We start from the raw sequence: 17,114 nt of genomic DNA, 5'->3' as shown, positions 1-17,114 counted from the left end.
AGATAATGTTTAAACCATAAAAAAACTCGCTAATTTATATCATGTATATAGTAATGTTTTTGTTGATTAAAAATTAGGCAATTAGTTGAACACTAGATGAGAAGTTTATATTATAATTTGAGCAGATTATTCAAAAGGATTAACATGAAGAAATGGCTAGTAGCGATGTTGTTCGCATTACCGACTTTGGCGTTAGCGGAAGATGCGCCTACACTAGATACAGGTGATACAGCGTGGATGATGGTATCAGCTGCATTAGTATTACTAATGACGCCGGCAGGGTTGGCGCTTTTTTATGCAGGTATGACAAGAAGTAAGAATGTGCTTAATACTTATGCAATGGTATTAGGAGCATTTGCAGTTGCTTTTATCGCATGGATAGCAGCAGGTTATTCAATGGCATTCGGTGACGGTGGAAGCCTTCAAACATTTATCGGTGGATTTGGTAACGCATTCTTAAGCGGTATTAACTGGAATGACTTAAGTGGTACATATCCAACTTATGTATTTGTTGTATTCCAAGGTACTTTTGCAGCTATTACTGTAGCTATTGCTTCTGGTTCAGTTATTGAGAGAATCAAGTTTTCAACATGGATCGTATTTGTTGCAATCTGGACAATTGTAGTATATGCTCCAATTACACACATGGTATGGGGTGGAGACGGTGCCTTATTATTTGATGCAGGTGCATTAGATTTCGCAGGTGGTACAGTTGTACACATGAATGGTGGTTTAGCTGGTTTAGTATTAGCTTACCTAGTAGGTAAACGTAACGGTTATCCAAAAATTGCAATGAAACCAATGTCAGTAATGTTAACAGCACTAGGTGCAGCATTATTATGGTTTGGTTGGTATGGATTCAACGGTGGTTCTGCATTCGGTGCTAACGAAATCGCTGGTCTTGCTTACTTAACAACTACATTAGCTACTGCATTTGCTGCAATGGTATGGGTAGGATTAGAGTGGATGGTATTCAAAAAACCAACACTATTAGGTGCTGCTTCAGGTGTTGTAGCAGGTTTAGTTGCAATTACTCCAGCTGCTGGATTCGTTGATGTAACTGGTGCATTCATCGTAGGTGGTGTAGGTTCAGTTGTAGGTTTCTTCGGTGTAGCTGTACTTAAAAAGAAACTTGGTTATGATGATTCTTTAGATGCATTTGGTATCCACTTCTTAGCAGGTCTATGGGGTGCATTAGCAACAGGTTTATTAGCTCTAAACGACCAAGACTTACTATGGGATGGTCCACTAAAAGCTGCAGGTGACAGAATGGGTCAATTTATGGTTCAAGTTGAATCTGTAGTAGTAGTTGGTATCTTCACTTTAGTTGGTACTGTTATCGTTTACTATATCGCAGCTGCAATCACTGGTGGTGGTAGAGTTGATGATGAAACTGAACAACTTGGTCTTGATGAAGCTGTTCATGGCGAAAAAGTATTAAACATATAAAGTAGTTGATTTAAACCATAAAAGTGGTTACAATTTTAAAATCGAAATGAAGAGCTAAAAAGCTCTTCGAAGAAATGAATGGAGTTTTTAGATATGAAAAGAGTAGAAGCGGTTATCAAACCATTTAAGTTAGAAGATGTAAAGGATGCACTTGCAGAGATCGGCGTAACAGGTATGACTGTAAGTGAAGTAAAAGGTTACGGTCGTCAAAAAGGGCACTCTGAGCTTTACCGTGGTGCTGAGTATGTTGTAGATTTCTTACCAAAAATCAAAATGGATATGGTTGTATCTGACGAGATGGTTGATCAAACAGTAAGTACAATTGTAGAAGCTGCTCGTACTGGTAAAATCGGTGACGGTAAAATCTTCGTAAGCGATGTAGATAAAATTATCAGAATCCGTACAGGTGAAGAAGATAACGAAGCTATATAGTTATCTTTCATAAACCCCATTGCATATGCTTTTGCATATGCAAAAAACCTTCCGTTAAAAATTATTTAATTAAAAAAAAATCTTCTTTTTGTTACACTTACCCAATTATTTAAAAAGGGTATATATGTCAGAACTTGATCTAAAGTATGTTTTAGATACTTTCTTCGCACTTTTCTCAATGGTTTTAATCATTTTTATGGTTCCTGGATTCGCAATGCTTGAGGCTGGACTAGTTAGAACTAAAAATGTTTCTTCTGTACTTACTGTAAATACAATGATATATGCAGTAGCTTCATTAATGTTCCTTCTTATAGGTTATACGGTGGCATTTGGCTCATGGGAAAACACATCTATGAGTATATGGGCGGCATTTTTATTTCAAATGGCATTTGTTGGAAAAACAGTAAATATTATGAGCGGCGGTGTTAGTGAGAGAGTTCGTATCATTCCTCTTATGTTCTTTACGGTAGTGATGGGTGGTTTCATTTATCCGTTTATCGTAAATATCTCTTGGGGAGCTGATTTCCTTGCAGATACTATGTTTGATATCAATATGTACGATTTGGCAGGTTCTACTGTAATTCACTCAACAGGTGGCTGGGCATTATTAGCTGCTATTATGATTATGGGACCTCGTAAAGGAAGATATAAAGACGGGAAGATAAAAGTTATTCCTGCATCAAATATTCCGTTGGTTGTTCTTGGTGCATTACTGCTTTGGATCGGATGGTTTGGATTTAACGGTGGAAGTGTAGGTTCAATTTCAAGTGTTGAAAATGCTGATACTGTTGCAAAAACAATTATGAATACAAATACAGCAGGACTCGCAGGTGCGTTGATGGCCGGAATCCTTATGTATATCAGATATAGACTTTTAGATATTACAATGATTTTAAATGGTGCTCTTGGCGGACTTGTTGCAGTAACTGCAGGACCGGATCTTTATGATATGTATACACCTATTTTAATCGGTGCAATCGGCGGTGCATTAGTTGTATTTGCAGTTCCAATGTTTGATAGATTAAGACTTGATGATCCAGTTGGTGCACTTTCAGTTCACCTTGTAAATGGAATCTGGGGAACTTTGGCTGTTGGATTGTTTGTTGAAAAAATATCTTTCCTTGAGCAATTAAAAGGTGTTGCGGAAGTCGGTGTTATAGTTTTTGTTGTTTCATTTATAGTTTTATTTATTATCAATAAAATTGTCAGATTCAGAGCTGACGATGAGGCACAAATTGAAGGACTCGATGTTCAAGAAGTGGGTGTGGAAGCGTACCCTGAATTTAAACGTGCTATATAATTAAAAGTTCTTGCGATATTCTAACTCTTTTCTCATATCACTGTTGATACATATAGTATTGGCAGTGGTATTATTTTTCTCCTATAAAACTCTTACACAATCTCAACAAACAGAACATCCTTGTGCATGTTGTAGTACAAAAATCAATTTAAATACCGTAAAAGCAATTAAAAAAGTTGAAACACCTGTTGAAAAAAAAGAGGCAGCTCAAAAAACAGTTAAAAAGAAAGAGTCGAGAGAAGTAGAAAAAGTTGTTAAGAAAACAGAACAAAAGAGAGAAACAGAGGTTGTTAAAGAGATACTAGAGCCTAAGAAAGTAGAAGAGGCTGAAAAAACCGAAGAGGTTCAAAATAACCCGGTAGTTGCTCAACTAGATAAAAACATTACACAACCTACTCAGAGTGTTCAAGAAGAGCTTCCAGATACCCATTGTACAACAGAAGTTGTTGTAGAGAAAAAAGTGATAAATAAAGAGGATGATTATATCTCTTTACATCTGGATAAAATAGTCTCATTATTAAAAGAAAACCTATACTATCCTAGACGTGCTAGAAAACAAGGTTTGGAGGGGATAGTAAAGATAAAGTTTACACTTTCAACAACAGGAGATATTTCTAATATTGAAGTTTTAAATAGTGATTATGAGATACTCTCACGTGCCGCTAGAGAAACGATAGAAAGCTTAAATAAAAAACTGCCTAAACCTGATGAAGAACTGACGTTAACAATACCTATAGATTATGATTTAAAATAGTAAGAAGATGGTGACCCCACGGAGACTCGAACTCCGGTAACATGGATGAAAACCATGGATCCTAACCGCTAGACGATGGGGCCAAATGCCGTATATATTATAAATGATTAAAAGTAATTAAGATGGTGACCCCACGGAGACTCGAACTCCGGTAACATGGATGAAAACCATGGATCCTAACCGCTAGACGATGGGGCCAAAATGTTAAGTAAATGGTGTCCCGTGATGGATTCGAACCATCGGCCACATCATTAAAAGTGACGTGCTCTACCAGCTGAGCTAACGAGACATTTTGTTTCTCTCATTTAAGAGGCTGGAATTATAGACAAAATGAAATTATATGTCAAGGGTTTTTAGAAAAAAATATTAATTTTTTTAAAAAAGGTTGTTTTCGCTAAAATATCACCAATGAATTACTATGATTTTGAATATCCATATCTAATATTTTTATTGTTACCGATACTTTGGTGTTTATACAGATGTAAAGAGCATATAAAACAAAGATACTTTGTCCATCTGCACCTTTTAAGTTCAGGGAGAAGATATCTTAAAGTTGAGTCTATTTTAAAAGTGCTTATCTTTATCCTTTTGCTTATAACTTTAACCTCACCCATTCAGGTGGACAAAACAAATCCCAACAACAGATTTGGAAAAGATATTGTTTTGGCACTTGATGGAAGCGGTTCAATGAATGCAAGCGGCTTTTTAAAAGATGACGAAGCGTTCGATCAAGCGTTTAAAGACTCTTTGCATGTAAGCAGATTTGATTTGAGTAAGTATCTTGCTAAAGAGTTTATAAAAAAACGTCTTAACGATAATGTAGGGGTAGTGCTTTATGGAGATTTTGCTTTTATCGCTTCACCTATTACCTATGAGAAAAATGTTGTAGTAGAGATGTTAGAGTATCTCACACAAGGGATGGCAGGACAAAATACAGCTATAGGTGAAGCTATAGCTATAAGTGTTCGGGCCTTTAAACATTCAAAAGCAAAAAACAAAGTGATTATCCTTTTAAGTGACGGGGAGCATAATAGCGGAAGAGTCTCGCCAAAAGATGGGGTGGCGCTTGCGATAGAGCAAAATATAAAGATATATACTATAGCAATCGGAGAGGCTGATTCTGCTTTAATGAAACATATAGCACAGGAGAGCGGAGGGGAGTTCTTCTCGGCTAAAAATGCTACGGAACTCCAAACTATATATGAAGAGATCGATGCATTGGAATCGTCAAAAATCAAATCTAGCCAGTACAAGATAAAAAACTATCTTTATCAGAGTGTATTGCTGATCGCAATTGCTTTGCTTCTGTACTTGATATTTCGGGAGAGTAAACGATGAGTTTTTTAAGTCCTGAATATTTTTGGCTTTTACTGTTTCTTATTGCAGCTTTAGTAAAAAATGATTTAAAGTTTTCAAGTTTTAGAATGCTTAGTTATCTGCTCTCTTTTGTTTTACTGGTAATAGCATTGGCTCGTCCTGTAATAGAACAAAAACCTATTAAATCAGAAGAGTTGCTCAGTGATGTTGTTTTAGGAATTGATCTTTCATACTCTATGCACTCGGATGATATCAAGCCGACACGTCTGAAATTTGCAAAGCAACAATTGGAGCAACTAGTAAAAAGTGAGCAAAAAAGCCGTTTCGGAGTACTGGGATTTACCACTAATGCTATTATCCTTTCACCGCTAACTGGTGATAGCGAATTATTGTTACATCTTTTTAGCTCACTAGATGAGAATATGATCCTTACAAAAGGGAGCTCGATACTACCAGCATTAAAACTTGCAAGAAAGATCTCAAGTGCAAAAAAAGTGAGTGTCGTTCTCTTTAGTGACGGAGGGGATCAAAAAGATTTTACAAAAGAGATACAATTTGCCAAAGAGAACAATTTAATAGTAAATCTATTTATGAGTGCTACAAGTTTTGGAGGTACCCTTAAAACAAAGGATGGCTCATTGCTTCAAGATGAAAACGGAGAGATCGTAGTTAGTCGTGAAAACGGTGAAATAGAGGCCTTAAGCAGTGCAACGGGCGGTGTCTATACAAAAGAGCTCTCTGCTATCAAAGATGCGTTGAGTAATCAAAGAGATGAGAACATTATGCAGGAAAATACGATCGTACAAAACAGAGAGTTGTATTACTATTTTGTAGCAGTCGCTTTGATACTGTTTTTAGTGGGGAATACCACACTGAAAAAGTATATCCTTCCTCTTTTATTAGTTGTTGGTATTGAGATGCAAGCGAGTGTTTTAGATTTTGCAAAAAATGAAAACTATCTCGCCTTTTCTCGAGGAATAAGTAACTATCAAGCTGGAAAATATGAAGAGGCAATAGGGGATTTTTCACTGGTACGATCTAATAAAGCAGATATAAAAGCGATCGTGTACTACAATAAAGGAAATTGTTTTGTCCGTTTAAAACAGTTTTCTAAGGCGAGAGTGGAGTATTTGAAGTCTTTGGCATTGGAGTATTCAAGAGAAGCTGATGAAAATCTTCAGCATATTAAGGGTGTCCCTGATAATACCGAGATGAGTACGGGGATGCAAAAATCGAAAAAAAATAAAGAGCTTGCAAGTGAGAGAAAAAATTCGCAAAATGCTCAAAGCGGAGGTGCTTCAAATATGAAAATAGAAACCTCTTCAAGCGGTGCCGGAGGGGGAGGTAAAAAGATAAAGTCTTCCCTTGCAAAAATGGATTTGGGCACTTCCAAATCTAAACTGAGTTCAACACAATATGAATTGATCAATAAAAGGGGTGTTAGTGAAAAAAAACCTTGGTAGAGTACTTATACTCTTTTTTCTGTTAAGTGCTGTCTTGCAAGCAAGTACATATACGTGGAATTTGGAACTGAATAAAAAAAACGTTGTAACCAATGAAGCGGTTTATTTTAAGTATGAATGTGTGTTTAGCGATAAATCAGAGTTGTATGTGATAGAGTTTAATCCGGTAACAGAGAATGAACAATATGCGATCAAGCTTTTAAGCGAACAAGAAAATATCGTTGATAACCATAGGGTAAATAGTTTTGAATTTGTCTTGTATGTAAAAAAAGGTGGAAAGTTCTCCCTTAATCTTGAAGCTAAAATGAAAAAAACAAACAAGGACTCGATAGAAAACACTGTTCTAGGGCGTGACAATGCTGTTTACGAAGAGTATTCAATTAAAAAAGAACAACTACAAGCTATTGAGCTTAATGTGGAGGATGTCAACAAAACAATTGTAGGAAATTTCTCTTTGCAAACGAAACAAAGTGAGCAAAAATTAACAGCTTATGAGCCGTATCACTTAGAGATAATAGTTCAAGGAGAGGGTGACCTTTATAAAATAAAGCCGTACGAGTTTATGATAAAGGGTGTTAAAGTATTTACAGAGGAGCCTCAATTAGAGGTAAAGCTTACAAAAGAGGGGTACAAAGGCATATGGAGTCAGAAATTTGCTTTTGTATCCCAAAACGATTTTGTGATCCCAAAGGTTTCCCTTGAATACTTTGATATTAACGAACATAATGTGAAAATCTTAAATAGTGAGCAATTGGAGATCACAGTTAAAAAAGCTGCTTTTACTAAAAGTGAGCTTTTAGATGAAGTAGACGAGAAAAAGTTTTCTTTCAAGATAGAGTATCTTTATTATCTTTTAACCTTTATAGCAGGATTTTTAGTTGCAAAGATCAAGATTAAACGAGATAAAAAAGAGGGAAAAAAAGAATCTCATTTATGTGAAAAAATATCACAGATCAAAAGCTTAAAAGAGCTGAATGTCGTTTTAGTATTAGAAGATGAAAAGCGATATAAAGAGATAATTGAGAAGATAGAGACAAATCAATTCAAAGATGTCTCAGAAGTGAAAAAATTAATATGTGGTTAAACTATTTTTAACTAAAATGATTCAACAAAGGGGCTTATATGAAAAAAACATTATGGGGTGTTGCACTACTCGCAATATTTTTTAGTGGATGTGCACAAAAAGTGGGCATCTCTGCATTAGAACCTGCCGAAGTTGACAGAATTTCACAAACAAAAAAGGTAACGGTAACATATTTTGAAAACGACCGAGTAGGGTTGTCTGATAAAGTTGAAGCAAAACTAGCAGGTTTTAGACTTGATAGAAAAAAATATTTTACAATAGTAAGTCGAAAAGATTTTAACGATATTATTAGAGAACAAAAACTGCAAAACAGCGGTTTGGTAAATCCAAAAGATGCTGTAAAAATAGGAAATATTATTGGAGCACAGGCGATTATATCTGGTAGAGTAAGTACGCCGACACTTCAGGATAGCCGTTTTTATGAGAAACGTGTGAAATGTGCAGATTTAAAGTGTAAAGAGCTTGTTTATTATAATGTTCGATGTACAAAAAGGGTATCGAGTCTCTCGGCCGATATGAGAATCATTGATGTTACAAAAGGCGACATTATCTATGCAGATACATTAACAAGATCGATGACGAACAAACATTGTAGCGATGACTCCAGAGTATTACCTTCTAGAGAGATGTCTGGACAGTCATTGGCAAATGAGATAGCAAATTCGTTTACATATAAATTAACACCTCATTATAAACGTTTTAACGTGGTACTTTTAGAAGAACCGGATATTGAATATACTGATAGAGAAGAGAAACTTTTAGAGGTCTCTTTAGAGTATATTGAGCAAGGAAGAATGGATAAAGCAGAGCAGCTTTTGACACAACTTATAGACTCTACTAACCAGAAAAGTTATGTACCTTTTTATAACTTGGGAGTTATAAAAGAAGCACAGGGGAACTATAAAGAGGCAAAAGAGTATTACGGTTATGCAGACAATTTAATGATCGAACCTGTACAAGAGATCAACAAAGCAATTGTAAGAATAGATACTCTAATAGAAAAACGTAAACGAGGAATGGAGCAGATAAACAGATGAGAACTATCTTTTTTCTACCTCTTATTTTAGTTTTTATTCTTGGTGGGTGTGGTGCTACAAAAGAGCCTAAGATTGTTATAAAACAAGAGCTTCCTGGATGGTATCAAAATCCTCCTCTTTCAAACAGTGCAACCCTGTATGCAATCGGCGAAGGGAAAAATAAAGAAGAGGCAATAGCAAATGCTTTAAATTACATGGCTTCAACTTTGAGTATCTCGATCTCGTCAAGCTACAATGCAAAAACAACAGTAAGAGAAGGAAGTGTTAGTTCTCATGAAGGTGTGTACAAGTCAGATATATCTTCAGATGTTAAAAAGATAAGAATCAGTAACTATGAAGTGATTCAGGCAAAAAGTTTAGGCTTTAGAAAATACGCAGTGTTAATAAAGTCGGATAAACAAAAACTCTTTAGCAGTTTAAAACATGAGATAGACCAGAAAGTTGCACTTGTAAAGGCAAATGAAAAAAATCTGGATGATGATGCACTCGGTAAGTTCCTGTTTTACAAAAAGCTCAACAAAGAGTTAGAGAATTTACCACATACTTTAGTTGTGATGAAAGAGTTAAATAGCCGTTTTGATTCGGAAGTTTATCTGCAAACACTAAAGAGTGTAGATAAAAAATATAGATATTATCAGTCAAATATTAGTTTCTCGGTAGTATCAAATTTGGCAAATCTAAAAGCACCAATAGCAAAAGCATTAAGCAAACGAAATTTTAAAGTGAATGCTGCAAGTTCAAAGATGCACTACAAAATCTCTATAAACACTTCTGTGACAAAGGCAAATGCATATGGCTTTACTTTAGCCAGAGCAGAACTTCGTATAGTTACAAGCAACTATAAAGGTGCAAATGTAGCATCAAATGTGTTCCATTTAGTTGGGCAATCTTCACAAGGATATGATGTGGCAATCCAAGATTTAGTGAGACAATTGAATGATAAAATTCAAAAAGATGGTCTAGATAAAGTATTAAATATCAATATTTAGAAATTATTTACCTCAAACGATTATACTTACAGTACTTTATATAAATTAGGTAGGGTAGGTATGATAAGTAAGATTGAAGAAGTTAAAAAAGAGGTTGCAAAAGTTGTAGTCGGTCAAGAGAAGATGATCGACTCTCTTTTAATAGCACTTTTATGTGAGGGACATATCCTAATTGAAGGTGTACCCGGTCTTGCAAAGACAACAACTGTAAACGCACTCTCAAAAGCTCTAGGTTTAGACTTTAAACGTGCACAGTTTACCCCAGACTTATTACCGTCAGATATCTTGGGTGCTGAGATATACGATCCGCAAAACAATCAGTTTAAAATTAAAAAAGGTCCAATCTTTACAAACCTTTTACTAGCAGATGAGATCAACCGTGCTCCGGCAAAAGTACAGTCGGCTCTTTTAGAAGTGATGCAAGAGAAACAGGTGACAATCGGTGATACATCATTTAAACTAGATCTGCCGTTTTTTGTAATGGCTACACAAAACCCTGTTGAACAAGAGGGTGTGTATCAGCTTCCAGAAGCACAGTTAGACAGATTTATGCTAAAACTCATTGTTGGATACAACACAAAAGAGGAAGAACTGGAGATTGCAAGACGTATCTCGGCAGGAAATTTTGAGACTATTGAAGCTGTACTGAACAAAGATGATATTGGCGAGATCAAACAAGCTATTAAGAATATTCATGTAGACGAAGAGGTTGAGAAGTATATGATTGAGCTTATCTCTGCTACAAGAAATCCTGAAGAGTACGGACTTGAAGAGATCAAAGACTTTATCCAGTTTGGTGCCTCTCCTCGTGTGAGTATCGATATGTTTAAAGCTGTAAAAGCGATGGCATTTATGCGTGGGAAAGATTATGTAACACCTGTAGATGTAGCCTACATAGTAAAAGAGTTGATGAGACACCGTATCGTTTTAACATATGAAGCGGAAGCTGACGGTGTAACAACGGATGAAATTATCCAAAAAGTTCTTGAGATAGTTCCTATTCCATAAGGGGTCATACGTTGTCTAAACTACAAAAGATCTTAGTAAAAGCTCGACGTCAAGTTTTCTCTGAGATGGTCGGAAACAATCCCTCTATTTTTCAAGGGGAGGGGTATGATTTTATAGAGCTGCGAGAGTATATGGCCGGAGATGATATTCGTCATATAGACTGGAACATTACAGCCAAAATGCAGCGTCCCTATATCAAGATCTTTCGTGAGGAACGTGAGCTTAATGTTGTTGTGGCAACAATGCTCAATGGAAGTATTCACTTCGGTTCAAAGCGTTTTAAACAGGATGTTATTGCAGAACTCGTAGCACTTTTGAGCTTTTCCGTTATTAAGAATGGGGATCTTTTAACTAACTATAACTTTAGCGACAGACTGATCTCACATCTCAAACCGAGTAAAAAAGTGTTTCAGGTACAACGTACAGTTGAAGAGATCTTGGAGTTTGATCCTTTAAATCAAAAGGCGGATTATAATAATCTTGCAGAGACTCTATTTAAACGGATAAAAAGAAAGTCTTTGATTATTGTAATTGGAGATTTTTTTGAGATTCCCGATTTTCGAGTACTCGCTAAAAAACATGAGGTTGTAGCGATTATTGTACGCGATCATTTAGAGGAGAAACCACCTGAAATGGGATTTGCTTCTTTAGTTGATCCAGAAAGCGGAGCTGTGCTTGAAGGTGACTTCAATAAAGCAAGTGTCAATGAATATGCAAAAAAAGTACACGCTCATGACAGAAAGCTGTATGAGGCGCTTAGAAAACAACAAATTCGTTTTACAAAAATCTATACAGATGACAGTGTTGGTGTAGCACTTAGACGTGTTTTTGAGGGGAGATAGTGATGGATAAACTAGACAATACTTATGATATACCGCTTCACGATATAAAACCCCTGATCGAGGTTCAAGAGTACTCTTTGTACTATTTTATTGCCATTATTACAGTTGCTACGATTATTTTACTGGGGATACTTTACCTTCTTTACAGATATCTTCGAGACAGAAAAAAATACAATGAAAGAAAAGAACATTTTACAATCTTGGAAGCATTGGATTTTGAGCAAACAAAACAAGCGGCATATGACCTTACACACTATGGCGCAACATTTAAAGATGATACGCCAAGACACCTCAAACACTATGAACTTATGGTGGAGAAGTTAGAGCCTTATAAGTATAAAAAGAGTGTTGAACCTTTTGATGGTGAAACTTTACGGCAGATTGATGTTTATAAGGGGATGTTAGATGTTTGACGGCATCTATTTTGAATTTCCCAAGATCGCATTTGTGATCTTTTTTTACATAGCGTGTGAGACACTGTGTAAAATGAGATTACCCTCTATATATTTTCCCCATTCCGCACAGTTTGTAAAAAATTCCATAGCCAGTTCAAAACTTCTGTTTTTACTCAAATGGCTGGGGATTGTAATGATGGTGTTGGCTTTGATGTCACCTGTAAAGGACGAGCCCTATGAGTTAAAACCTAAAGAAGGGTACGAGATAGCACTTATTTTAGATGCTTCTGAGTCTATGGCTCAGCGTGGATTTGATATGTTAAACCCGGGTGCTAGCCGTTTTGATATTGTAAAAAATATTGTAAGTGATTTTATTCAAAAAAGGGAGAACGATAATATGGGGCTTGTGGTCTTTGGGCAGTACTCTTTTATCGCTTCACCGCTTACCTACGATAAAAATATTCTCTCCTCACTGGTTATGCAGCTTCATGAAGGGATTGCCGGAAAATATACGGCTCTTTATGAGGGGCTGGCACAAGGGGTACACCTTTTAAAAGAGAGTGGTTCCAAAACAAAAATAGCGATTCTTTTAACGGATGGATACTCAACGGCAGGGGTAGATAGGATCCCGTTAGACGTAGCACTCGATATGGCTAAAAAAGAGGGGATTAAAGTGTATCCGATCGGCGTAGGTGCACCAAATGAATATAACCGTGCAGTGCTTAGTAAAATTGCACAAGATACAGGTGGTGTGGCATATGGAGCCTCAAACGCTTCACAGCTCAAAGAGATCTATGAGAAGATCGATAAGCTGGAGAAGTCAGAGATAAAAAATGAGACTTTTACCTATAAACAGTACTACTACTTTTATCCTCTTTTTGTCGCACTTTTATCGTTAATGATGTATGTATATTTAAGAAATAAACGGGGAGGTATGTGATGAGCTTTTTACATCCGGAGTTTTTATACTATATGCTCCCACCCGTATTTATACTCTTTGCTCTTTTACTCACACAACGAGAGTCACAGGCAACTTTCTTCTCTGAACACGTGATGCAAAAACTGCGTGTGAGTGCAAATACATTGACATTAAGAGCCCGAAATGCACTCTTTTTTTTAATGGCTGTTTTTATGGTAATTGCATTGGCAGCTCCTGTAATAAAAGAGGGTGAGATAGAGATTCAGGCAAAAAGTGCAGATATTATTTTGGCTTTAGATATATCTGACTCTATGCTTGCTGAAGATCTCTACCCTAACAGATTAAAACTTGCAAAACACAAAGCATTGGAGTTGTTGAAATTAGCTCCTAATGAGCGTGTGAGTGTGATTGCATATGCGAAAAATTCCTATCTTGTCTCTCCGCTTAGCTTTGATCACAGTGCGGTCTCTTTTTTACTCGATAAGCTCGATACCGATTCAATAACAGAGAAGGGAACGAGTCTTCTTTCCATGCTGGAAGTTGTTAAAAACAATATAGAGAGCGATAAGAAAAAGTATCTGTTGGTTTTTAGTGACGGTGGTGACAAAGAGGATTTCTCAGAGGAGATAGAGTTTGCAAAAGAGAACAATATTGTTGTGTTTGTGATCGGTGTTGCAACACCTCAAGGTGCTCCTATTAGAGAGAAAAACGGGGGGTTTATTAAACAAAACGGTGATATTGTGATCTCAAAACTAAATAGTACTATCTCAGAACTGGCAGTTAAAACCGGAGGGGTATATATTCAGAGTGTGAACTCCGATCAAGATATTAAAAAGATGGTTAGCGAGATCGAGTCTATTGCAAAGAAAAAAGAGTTGAAATCGAAAAAGATTGAGAAGTATATACCGTTGTTTTACTATCCGTTAGGTTTGGCAATGATTATTTTTCTGATCGCAACATCTTCTATGAGTAAACGAAAACATGTTGAAGTGCCTGCAACTATCTTGTTAGCATTGACACTTTTTGGAAGTACAAACCTTAAAGCGGGAATACTCGATTTTAAAGATCTTAGCGATGCTAAAAGTGCGTATGAAAATAAAGAGTATAAAAAAGCCGAGGGACTTTATAAAAATTATGCGACAACTCATAAAGATGATGCAAGTTACTATAACAGTGCAAATGCCCTCTATAAACAAAAAGAGTACAAAAAGGCGATCGAGCAGTATAAAAAAGCACATTTTATAGATGATGATTCAGAAGCGAAAAAATATGGAAACATCGGGAACTCTTATGCAAAAATTGGGGATGAAAAAAGTTTACAAAGTGCGATAGATGCATATAAAAATTCTTTAAAACTAAAAGAAGATAAAGATATAGAAGAAAACCTTGAAGCGGTTAAAAAAGCTCTAGAGAAGAAAAAGCAACAGCAGCAAGATCAGAAGAATCAGGACCAAAAGCAAAACCAAGATCAAAACGATCAAAAAGAGGAGAAAAAGGATCCGGAGCAGCAGAAAAAAGAGCAAAACGATCAGCAACAAAATCAGGGTGACGGTAAAGAGAAACAGCAAAATAAAAAGCAAGATGAAAAACAAAAATCTCAGCAAGAAAAGCAGGAAGAGAACAAAAAAGAGAATGAGCAAAAGAAACAAAATGAGTCTAAAGAACAAAAACAGGAGAATAAAGAGGAAAAATTAGATCCTCAAAACTCCAGTGCCGCTCAAGCCCATAAGCAAGATATGATGAGTGATGCCGAAGAGAAAAAATGGCTTAAAGCCCTGAATAATAAACAGAAAACATTTTTATACCAACTAAATCAAGATCAAAAAATCCAAAGGAGTGAAGATGAAAAGCCTTGGTAAAATATCTATATTATTTTTATTTTTAGTAAGTAGTTTATACGGAGGTGTGAGTGCAAGTATCTCTCCGAGAGTTGCAACTATCGGTGATATGGTGACTTATTCTTTAAAAGTGGACGGTTCTGATGCTACGCAACCCTCTATCTATCAACTTTGCGGACATAACATTATCTCAAGCGGTTCGAGAACAAATATTGAAATGATAGGAACTGACTATAAAAAGACATATACATACGTATATCAGTTTATAGCACAGAAGAGCTGTACGATCGATCCTGTTGAGGTGGATCTTGATGGAAAAATAGTAAAATCAAACAGTGTAAAGCTCGAAGTGAGAAAACAAAGTGCACAAGTAGGGCAGGATTTCCTTTTAGAATATAATGTTTCTAAAATGGATCCCTATGTTGGGGAGAGTATTACACTGACGTTATTACTCAAACAAAAGCAGAGTGCTTCTCTGGTAGACAGTAAATTTTTACCATCAGACTTTAAAGGTTTGTGGAAAAAAAGTGAATCTAAACCAAGCAGAAGTGAGGATGGTGAGTATATACTCACAAAAGTGAAATATATTCTTACTCCTCAAAGAGAAGGGAACATTACGATCTCTGCTGCACAATTACGAGTTGCTTCAAGGGTAAACTCACAAGGATGGAGTCCGACGTTTATGCCACAGGTGCAATGGAAGAGTTATTTTTCTAATGAGATCACTTTAGATGTAAAACCTTTGCCACATGATGCAAAGCTAATAGGGGACTTTACTCTTAATGCAAGTGTAGATAAAACAAGTGTCAATCCAAATGAAGCTGTCAATGTAGTTGTAAAAGTAGAGGGAAGTGGAAACCTGGAGGATATCGAGAGCTTTAAACCTCATATAGACGGTGTGAATATTTTTGATGAAAAGAGTGAAATTCAAGATGATATTTTGACACAAAAATTGGTATTTGTAGGTGACCATGATTTTACGATCAAACCTTTTGAACTGACGTTTTTCGATACAAAAACAAAAGAACTTAAAACTATACAGACACAGCCTATAGATATTAAAGTCCACGGTTCGACACAAAAACCGCAACAGCCGCTCACTATTAAAAAAGATCAGCAGATAGAAGAAAAACCATTTTCTACACAAAATGAAGCTACAACAAAAACAGATTATCTCTCTGTCGCTCTGGCATTTATTTTCGGTGTCTTAGTAGGTATAATCGTTATGATCTTAAAAGTACAGAAGTTTTCAACAAATGAAAAGCAAAGGTTCTCTTTAAAAGATGAAAAACTACTTCTTGTAAAACTGTTACCGTATAAAGATGGTGACAAAGAGGTAAGAGAGATTGTAGAGATTTTAGAGAAAAACCTTTACTCTTCGGAAAAAGAGCAGGTTGATAAGGTGAAAATAAAAGAGATTGTAAAAAAATACGGTATCAGTTAAAGATATCGTATAGTTTATTCCCATCTGACATCTCTTTATGTACAGCATCCCATTCGTCATTTTCGATAGCTGTTTTCATATTTGAGAGTTCATTTTCAAAAAGTTCAATCGCTTCTAAAATATTTGTTTTGTTTTGTTTGAAGATATCTTCCCACATATTTGGAGAACTTTTTGCCAAACGGCTCATAGAACGAAATCCACCTGCAGCAAGTGCTAAAATATTGTGTTTATTTTCTTGTTTCATTACCGTATTTGCCAATGAATAAGAGATAGCATGCGGCATATGTGAGATAAAAGCAGCATGGCGATCATGTTCATGTGCTTTCATAAAGATTTTTTTCATATTGAGTGATTTAAAGATCTTTTTTGCTTGAATACATTGTAATTCACCGCTATCTTCTAAATTACAAAGAACTACTACTTTTTCCTCATAAAGACCTTCAATAGCAGCTTGCGGGCCAAAGTTTTCAGTTCCCGTCATTGGGTGTGCCGCTACAAAGTTTTTGCGTATCTCCTGTGGTACCGAAGTTACAATTTTCTCTTTTGTACTTCCAAGATCAATAATAGTTGTTGTCTCACTTACATCTTTAAGATTTTCAAGAGCAGCTATAACACCATTTACCGGAATAGCTAAGAAAATTACATCCGCTTTTTTTACCTGCTCAAATGAAACTATCTCATGTACTAAATTAAGTTCTAAAGCTGTAATTTGATGGTTCTCATTATGATCGTAACCAACAACACTCTCTACAAAGTCTAATTTTTGTAGACTTAAAGCTAAAGAACCACCCATTAAACCAAGGCCGATTATTGCAATATTCATATTTAAATTCTTTATCTTTC

The 17,114-nt window shown here is 35.9% G+C and carries 16 protein-coding genes and 3 tRNA genes; 15 read left to right on the top strand and 4 right to left on the bottom strand.

The features are described 5' to 3' along the window. Nucleotides 1-144: 144 nt before the first annotated feature. The 4 genes from FJR03_RS08045 to FJR03_RS08030 all read left to right on the top strand — a co-directional run bounded on the left by FJR03_RS08045 (nucleotide 145) and on the right by FJR03_RS08030 (nucleotide 3,935). The gene (locus FJR03_RS08045) at nucleotides 145-1,449 is read left to right on the top strand and encodes an ammonium transporter (RefSeq protein WP_193113003.1); all 1,305 of its coding nucleotides are present in this window, start codon (nucleotides 145-147) and stop codon (nucleotides 1,447-1,449) included. A 93-nt stretch (nucleotides 1,450-1,542) separates the two neighbouring features. Beyond that, entirely contained in the window at nucleotides 1,543-1,881 is a 339-nt protein-coding gene (locus FJR03_RS08040; protein WP_193113002.1) for a P-II family nitrogen regulator, read from the top strand. 124 nt (nucleotides 1,882-2,005) lie between these two features. After that, nucleotides 2,006-3,181, top strand: coding sequence for an ammonium transporter (locus FJR03_RS08035; protein ID WP_193113001.1), 1,176 nt, complete (start codon nucleotides 2,006-2,008; stop codon nucleotides 3,179-3,181). A 64-nt stretch (nucleotides 3,182-3,245) separates the two neighbouring features. Continuing rightward, nucleotides 3,246-3,935, top strand: a complete 690-nt coding sequence (locus tag FJR03_RS08030) for an energy transducer TonB (RefSeq protein ID WP_193113000.1) — start codon at nucleotides 3,246-3,248, stop codon at nucleotides 3,933-3,935. Nucleotides 3,936-3,943: 8 nt separating this feature from the next. Here the strand turns inward: FJR03_RS08030 and FJR03_RS08025 are convergent. The 3 genes from FJR03_RS08025 to FJR03_RS08015 all read right to left on the bottom strand — a co-directional run bounded on the left by FJR03_RS08025 (nucleotide 3,944) and on the right by FJR03_RS08015 (nucleotide 4,224). Beyond that, a tRNA-Glu gene (locus FJR03_RS08025) sits at nucleotides 3,944-4,018 on the bottom strand. A 40-nt stretch (nucleotides 4,019-4,058) separates the two neighbouring features. Further along, a tRNA-Glu gene (locus FJR03_RS08020) sits at nucleotides 4,059-4,133 on the bottom strand. 15 nt (nucleotides 4,134-4,148) lie between these two features. Then, nucleotides 4,149-4,224: transfer RNA gene (locus FJR03_RS08015), tRNA-Lys, on the bottom strand. Nucleotides 4,225-4,343: 119 nt separating this feature from the next. On the opposite strand from FJR03_RS08015, the gene FJR03_RS08010 reads away from it, so the two are divergent. Genes FJR03_RS08010 through FJR03_RS07960 form a run of 11 tightly spaced genes read left to right on the top strand, consistent with a single transcriptional unit; the run spans nucleotide 4,344 to nucleotide 16,271 of the window. After that, nucleotides 4,344-5,273 carry a VWA domain-containing protein gene (locus tag FJR03_RS08010; RefSeq protein WP_193112999.1) on the top strand — a complete coding sequence of 310 codons (930 nt, stop codon included), beginning with the start codon at nucleotides 4,344-4,346 and terminating at the stop codon, nucleotides 5,271-5,273. After that, complete coding sequence (locus FJR03_RS08005) at nucleotides 5,270-6,715, top strand: vWA domain-containing protein (RefSeq protein WP_193112998.1); 1,446 nt, start codon at nucleotides 5,270-5,272, stop codon at nucleotides 6,713-6,715. The genes FJR03_RS08010 and FJR03_RS08005 overlap by 4 nt, the downstream gene beginning before the upstream one ends. After that, nucleotides 6,696-7,799 carry a BatD family protein gene (locus tag FJR03_RS08000; RefSeq protein WP_193112997.1) on the top strand — a complete coding sequence of 368 codons (1,104 nt, stop codon included), beginning with the start codon at nucleotides 6,696-6,698 and terminating at the stop codon, nucleotides 7,797-7,799. The genes FJR03_RS08005 and FJR03_RS08000 overlap by 20 nt, the downstream gene beginning before the upstream one ends. A gap of 38 nt (nucleotides 7,800-7,837) precedes the next feature. Continuing rightward, complete coding sequence (locus FJR03_RS07995) at nucleotides 7,838-8,836, top strand: CsgG/HfaB family protein (protein WP_193112996.1); 999 nt, start codon at nucleotides 7,838-7,840, stop codon at nucleotides 8,834-8,836. Further along, nucleotides 8,833-9,825, top strand: a complete 993-nt coding sequence (locus FJR03_RS07990; protein WP_193112995.1) for an LPP20 family lipoprotein — start codon at nucleotides 8,833-8,835, stop codon at nucleotides 9,823-9,825. The genes FJR03_RS07995 and FJR03_RS07990 overlap by 4 nt, the downstream gene beginning before the upstream one ends. 60 nt (nucleotides 9,826-9,885) lie before the next feature. Beyond that, nucleotides 9,886-10,833 carry an AAA family ATPase gene (locus tag FJR03_RS07985; protein WP_193112994.1) on the top strand — a complete coding sequence of 316 codons (948 nt, stop codon included), beginning with the start codon at nucleotides 9,886-9,888 and terminating at the stop codon, nucleotides 10,831-10,833. An 11-nt stretch (nucleotides 10,834-10,844) separates the two neighbouring features. After that, nucleotides 10,845-11,675: a DUF58 domain-containing protein gene (locus FJR03_RS07980; RefSeq protein ID WP_226962105.1), complete on the top strand. Its 831-nt coding sequence runs from the start codon at nucleotides 10,845-10,847 to the stop codon at nucleotides 11,673-11,675. A 2-nt stretch (nucleotides 11,676-11,677) separates the two neighbouring features. Then, entirely contained in the window at nucleotides 11,678-12,088 is a 411-nt protein-coding gene (locus tag FJR03_RS07975; protein ID WP_193114789.1) for a hypothetical protein, read from the top strand. Next, nucleotides 12,081-13,010 (top strand): vWA domain-containing protein, encoded by a 930-nt coding sequence (locus FJR03_RS07970; RefSeq protein ID WP_193112993.1) that lies wholly within the window; start codon nucleotides 12,081-12,083, stop codon nucleotides 13,008-13,010. The genes FJR03_RS07975 and FJR03_RS07970 overlap by 8 nt, the downstream gene beginning before the upstream one ends. Next, nucleotides 13,010-14,848, top strand: coding sequence for a vWA domain-containing protein (locus FJR03_RS07965; protein WP_193112992.1), 1,839 nt, complete (start codon nucleotides 13,010-13,012; stop codon nucleotides 14,846-14,848). Before FJR03_RS07970 ends, FJR03_RS07965 begins: the two co-directional genes overlap by 1 nt. After that, nucleotides 14,832-16,271, top strand: a complete 1,440-nt coding sequence (locus FJR03_RS07960; RefSeq protein WP_193112991.1) for a BatD family protein — start codon at nucleotides 14,832-14,834, stop codon at nucleotides 16,269-16,271. The genes FJR03_RS07965 and FJR03_RS07960 overlap by 17 nt, the downstream gene beginning before the upstream one ends. On the opposite strand, the gene FJR03_RS07955 is transcribed toward FJR03_RS07960, so the two are convergent. Beyond that, on the bottom strand, nucleotides 16,264-17,094 hold the full coding sequence (locus tag FJR03_RS07955) for a prephenate dehydrogenase (RefSeq protein ID WP_193112990.1): 831 nt from the start codon (nucleotides 17,092-17,094) through the stop codon (nucleotides 16,264-16,266). The genes FJR03_RS07960 and FJR03_RS07955 overlap by 8 nt on opposite strands. Nucleotides 17,095-17,114: the final 20 nt, after the last annotated feature.

This window comes from Sulfurimonas marina (assembly GCF_014905095.1).
Taxonomy (GTDB): Bacteria; Campylobacterota; Campylobacteria; order Campylobacterales; family Sulfurimonadaceae; genus Sulfurimonas; species Sulfurimonas marina.
The sequence above is the reverse complement of the archived record's forward strand: the minus strand, read 5'-3'. Positions and strand labels throughout refer to the sequence as shown.

What these genes read in the sequence shown, in the direction of transcription:
- FJR03_RS08045 (WP_193113003.1), top strand. Translation starts at nt 145, where the DNA reads ATGAAGAAATGGCTAGTAGCGATGTTGTTCGCATTACCGACTTTGGCG.
- FJR03_RS08040 (WP_193113002.1), top strand. Translation starts at nt 1,543, where the DNA reads ATGAAAAGAGTAGAAGCGGTTATCAAACCATTTAAGTTAGAAGATGTA.
- FJR03_RS08035 (WP_193113001.1), top strand. Translation starts at nt 2,006, where the DNA reads ATGTCAGAACTTGATCTAAAGTATGTTTTAGATACTTTCTTCGCACTT.
- FJR03_RS08010 (WP_193112999.1), top strand. Translation starts at nt 4,344, where the DNA reads ATGAATTACTATGATTTTGAATATCCATATCTAATATTTTTATTGTTA.
- FJR03_RS08005 (WP_193112998.1), top strand. Translation starts at nt 5,270, where the DNA reads ATGAGTTTTTTAAGTCCTGAATATTTTTGGCTTTTACTGTTTCTTATT.
- FJR03_RS07995 (WP_193112996.1), top strand. Translation starts at nt 7,838, where the DNA reads ATGAAAAAAACATTATGGGGTGTTGCACTACTCGCAATATTTTTTAGT.
- FJR03_RS07990 (WP_193112995.1), top strand. Translation starts at nt 8,833, where the DNA reads ATGAGAACTATCTTTTTTCTACCTCTTATTTTAGTTTTTATTCTTGGT.
- FJR03_RS07985 (WP_193112994.1), top strand. Translation starts at nt 9,886, where the DNA reads ATGATAAGTAAGATTGAAGAAGTTAAAAAAGAGGTTGCAAAAGTTGTA.
- FJR03_RS07975 (WP_193114789.1), top strand. Translation starts at nt 11,678, where the DNA reads ATGGATAAACTAGACAATACTTATGATATACCGCTTCACGATATAAAA.
- FJR03_RS07970 (WP_193112993.1), top strand. Translation starts at nt 12,081, where the DNA reads ATGTTTGACGGCATCTATTTTGAATTTCCCAAGATCGCATTTGTGATC.
- FJR03_RS07965 (WP_193112992.1), top strand. Translation starts at nt 13,010, where the DNA reads ATGAGCTTTTTACATCCGGAGTTTTTATACTATATGCTCCCACCCGTA.
- FJR03_RS07960 (WP_193112991.1), top strand. Translation starts at nt 14,832, where the DNA reads ATGAAAAGCCTTGGTAAAATATCTATATTATTTTTATTTTTAGTAAGT.
- FJR03_RS07955 (WP_193112990.1), bottom strand. Translation starts at nt 17,094, where the DNA reads ATGAATATTGCAATAATCGGCCTTGGTTTAATGGGTGGTTCTTTAGCT.